The sequence below is a fragment of the Bacillus sp. P4_D3 genome (genome assembly GCF_056401855.1).
The window spans coordinates 1-3842 of the sequence record NZ_JBFUIN010000309.1 but is presented as its reverse complement, the minus strand read 5'-3'; the positions used below and the strand labels follow the sequence as shown (position 1 = coordinate 3842).

Genomic DNA, 3842 nt, shown 5'->3' with positions numbered 1-3842 from the left:
GGTTATAAGTGAAACGGGCTTGCAAGTACAACCGCACATAGAATTAAATGAAGTGCGTGTGGAAGAGTATGAGGGGATTCTTATTCCAGGTGGAGATGAAATACATATGAAAGAGGCAGAACTGCTTTTTTCAGTTATTCGTCAATTCTCTGAACAAGAAAAATTAGTGGCAGCGATTTGTGCTGGACCGTATGCGTTAGCAAGAGCAGGTTTATTTAAAGAAATTTCTTATACAGCGACCATAGATTATCAAAAATTAGATTGTTTTCCAGTAGAAAATTTTGTGTATGAAGAAGTTGTACAGCACGCAAATATTATTACAGCACAAGGACATGCATTTGTACCATTTGGAATAGCGATTGCCTCTTATTTTGGGGTAGCGAATGAACATAATATAAATTTTTATAGTGGCAAGGGCAATATGATGATGGAGAATCTTTTACCGGAAAACGTGTAAAAGCTAGCGAATGCTAGCTTATTTCTTTTTACATCGATAAATTACTAACGTTTTCGGATCGCTCCATATACCGTCATGAATTGTTAATTCATTATCTATTTCTTTTTTTAGCCAGTCCTTCATTTCGGTGTGAAGGGACATATTATCAGGTATATTCAGCGACGGAAACATGCTGGAAATATAGTTAATGATTGGAGTGGCATGATGAAAAACAAGTGCATTATGAATAATTGTTTCTTCAACAGTTGAAAAAACAGAGTGTAATAGATCTTTACCATTTTCTAAACAAAATGGAGCTGCTGACGGTGATGTTTTTGGTAAATCAAATGCGACTAACATTTTGTTACACATTTCATCTATACGAGGTAATGAAACTTTAGAATTTGTTGTAGCTAAAAGTGCGCCGCCGGGACGAATTACTTTATGGAATCCTTGAATTGTTTTTTCGACATCTTTCATGTGGTATAACATATGCCTTGCGATTACCCAATCATAACRATTAGCTTCGAAAGGAAGTTTACTAGCATCACCCAGTTTCCATTCGATTATATTATTCTTTATTGTAGCTTCAGAAAGCATAGTTTCCGATTGATCAAAACCAGTTAGATGTCCTTTATGACCATTCGTTTGCAAAAGGGAAAGGAATTTTCCGTTAGCGCATCCGACCTCTAATATTTTTTCTTTCCCTTGAAGTTGTAAATGTTCAATGACGATTTCATCTACATTCACTCGTTTCTCTTCGAAATATGTATGCGTATCGATACGTGTTTGTAAATGGTTACTAACGTTGTATTGGCGTTTTACATCATTCATTTTTTCACATTCCACCTTTATGCAAAATTGCTGAATCGCATGTGTTAATACGTCTGTTTTATTTAAACTTTCGTAATGGAGTGCCGATTCAAACCTTGCAAGTAATTTTTCTTCAATTCGAAAATGAATATCCTTTCGCTTCGCCAMTGAAATCTCGCCCCTTTGCATCTGTTAGTGAGACTATAGCACGTCTGAAAAAAATCTGTAAATAAATTGTGTACACAAGTACAAGTATGAGAGGGATAAAAAATTGCTTGAATAATATTTTAAACTATTGACGATTTAACCGTTTTCATATATTCTTAAATTAAGTAATATTCAAATAATTCAAAAGAAATGAGAGAGTCACATGCTTCTTCAAGGAACACATCGAATTGGTCGTATGGCTATGCTGTTGGCACTTGCGGATGAGAATGAAAGTCCCGTATTATCTATTCCAAAAGGTTGGAAATATTGTACTGGGAAAGTTGGTTCTATGAATTCGCAAAAAGTAGTAGCAGCAATGGAAACAGCGGCTAAGAGCAACCGAGTTATTGAAACAGATGTTTACAGAGAAACACATGCACTTTATCATGCAATTATGGAAGCTTTGTACGGAGTGACGAGAGGTCAAATTCAGTTAGCAGACGTTCTTCGTACAGTAGGACTTCGCTTTGCGATTGTGCGCGGTACACCATACGACGGAAAAAAAGAAGGCGAATGGGTTGCTGTTGCACTTTATGGAACGATTGGTGCACCTGTAAAAGGATCTGAGCATGAGGCGATTGGTTTAGGAATTAATCACATATGATTTGCCCATAGTCTATTAGTTAGAAGGGGGCCTTATTTTTTAGGACAGAAGTCTGTCTTAAAAAGATAAGGTCCCCTTTTGCCTTTATAAGGAGGAAAAAGAATGATTACGTTAACAGGACATACATTGACAGTTGAAGAAATGAAGAGGTTGTTACTTGAAGGTGAAGGTGTAACAGCTTGTCCAAATAGTATGCAAAAGGTAGCGGAGTGCCGCGAAGTAGTTGAGAAAATCGTAGAGGACGGAAAAGTCGTTTATGGTATTACAACTGGATTTGGAAAGTTTAGTGATGTACTTATTCAAAAAGATGATGTAAAGGCACTTCAGCATAATTTAATTCAGTCACATGCGTGCGGAATAGGCGATCCATTCCCGGAAGAAGTATCACGCGGTATGTTAATTTTACGAGCTAATACGATGTTAAAAGGAGTATCGGGTGTTAGACCACTTGTTGTAAATATGCTTCTTGAGTTTGTAAATCGTAAAATTCATCCAGTCGTTCCGCAACAAGGATCACTAGGAGCGAGCGGTGATTTAGCACCATTATCTCATCTTGCTCTCGTTTTATTAGGTGAAGGTGAAGTGTTCTACAAAGGAAAACGAGTTCATGCGATGGTTGCTCTTACAGAAGAAGGACTTGAACCTATTGAACTTGAAGCAAAAGAAGGTCTTGCGTTAATCAATGGTACGCAGGCGATGACAGCGCAAGGGGTTCTTTCTTATATAGAAGCTGAAGCAAGTGCTTATCAATCAGAATTAATTGCATCGATGACAATGGAAGGATTACGCGGCATTATTGATGCATTCGATGAAAATGTTCATAAAGCGCGTGGTTATAAAGAGCAAGTGGAAGTGGCAAGCAGAATTCGTGATATTCTTCATGATAGTAAACTTGTGACAAAACAAGGAGAACTTCGTGTACAAGATGCATATTCACTTCGTTGTATCCCGCAAGTTCACGGTGCTTCTTGGCAAGTTTTAAATTATGTGAAAGAAAAATTAGAAATTGAAATGAATGCAGCAACAGATAATCCACTTATTTTTGATGGCGGGGAAAAAGTAATTTCTGGTGGTAATTTCCACGGACAACCAATTGCATTTGCAATGGACTTCTTAAAAGTAGGGATGGCGGAGCTTGCAAATATTTCAGAGCGCCGTATTGAACGCCTAGTAAATCCGCAATTAAATGACTTACCACCATTTTTAAGTCCAGAACCAGGACTTCAATCAGGTGCCATGATTATGCAATATGCAGCGGCTTCACTCGTYTCAGAAAATAAAACATTAGCTCATCCAGCGAGTGTAGATTCAATTCCGTCGTCAGCTAACCAAGAAGATCACGTAAGTATGGGAACAATCGCTTCACGTCATGCGCATCAAATTATTCAAAATGCAAGACGCGTTCTTGCAATTGAGATGATCTGTGCGATGCAAGCAGCAGAATATCGCGGGATTGAAAACATGAGTACAGTTACAAAAACGTTCTATCATCAAGGTCGTCAGCAAGTGCCTTCTATTACAAATGACCGTATATTCTCAACGGATATCGAAAATATCGCGCATTGGTTAAAAACGAACTATTCAATAAAGGAAAGATTGGATGTAAATGCAGCACTATAAAATGAGAAAAGGGAGAGATTGAAATGGAAAAAGTACAACAAACAATTCGTGCGGCAAGAGGTACTGAGTTACAAACGAAAGGATGGGTTCAAGAAGCTGCACTTCGAATGTTAATGAACAATTTAGATCCTGAAGTAGCTGAAAAACCAGAAGAATTAGTTG

Annotated in this window: 5 protein-coding genes; 4 read left to right on the top strand and 1 reads right to left on the bottom strand. The window is 37.6% G+C overall.

Annotated elements, in window-relative coordinates:
• On the top strand, positions 1–457 hold a 457-nt coding region (locus tag AC1DTM_RS19985), incomplete at its 5' end, for a DJ-1/PfpI family protein (protein ID WP_477000714.1).
• Between the two features lie 18 nt (positions 458–475).
• Here the strand turns inward: AC1DTM_RS19985 and AC1DTM_RS19980 are convergent.
• Positions 476–1417 (bottom strand): class I SAM-dependent methyltransferase, encoded by a 942-nt coding sequence (locus AC1DTM_RS19980; protein WP_477000716.1) that lies wholly within the window; start codon positions 1415–1417, stop codon positions 476–478.
• A 202-nt stretch (positions 1418–1619) separates the two neighbouring features.
• Between AC1DTM_RS19980 and hutP the strand changes: the two genes are divergently transcribed.
• The 3 genes from hutP to AC1DTM_RS19965 all read left to right on the top strand — a co-directional run.
• On the top strand, positions 1620–2060 hold the full coding sequence (gene hutP / locus AC1DTM_RS19975) for a hut operon transcriptional regulator HutP (RefSeq protein ID WP_000926519.1): 441 nt from the start codon (positions 1620–1622) through the stop codon (positions 2058–2060).
• 102 nt (positions 2061–2162) lie between these two features.
• The gene (gene hutH, locus AC1DTM_RS19970) at positions 2163–3680 is read left to right on the top strand and encodes a histidine ammonia-lyase (protein ID WP_002066582.1); all 1518 of its coding nucleotides are present in this window, start codon (positions 2163–2165) and stop codon (positions 3678–3680) included.
• A gap of 23 nt (positions 3681–3703) precedes the next feature.
• On the top strand, positions 3704–3842 hold a 139-nt coding region (locus AC1DTM_RS19965; protein WP_477000715.1), incomplete at its 3' end, for a hypothetical protein.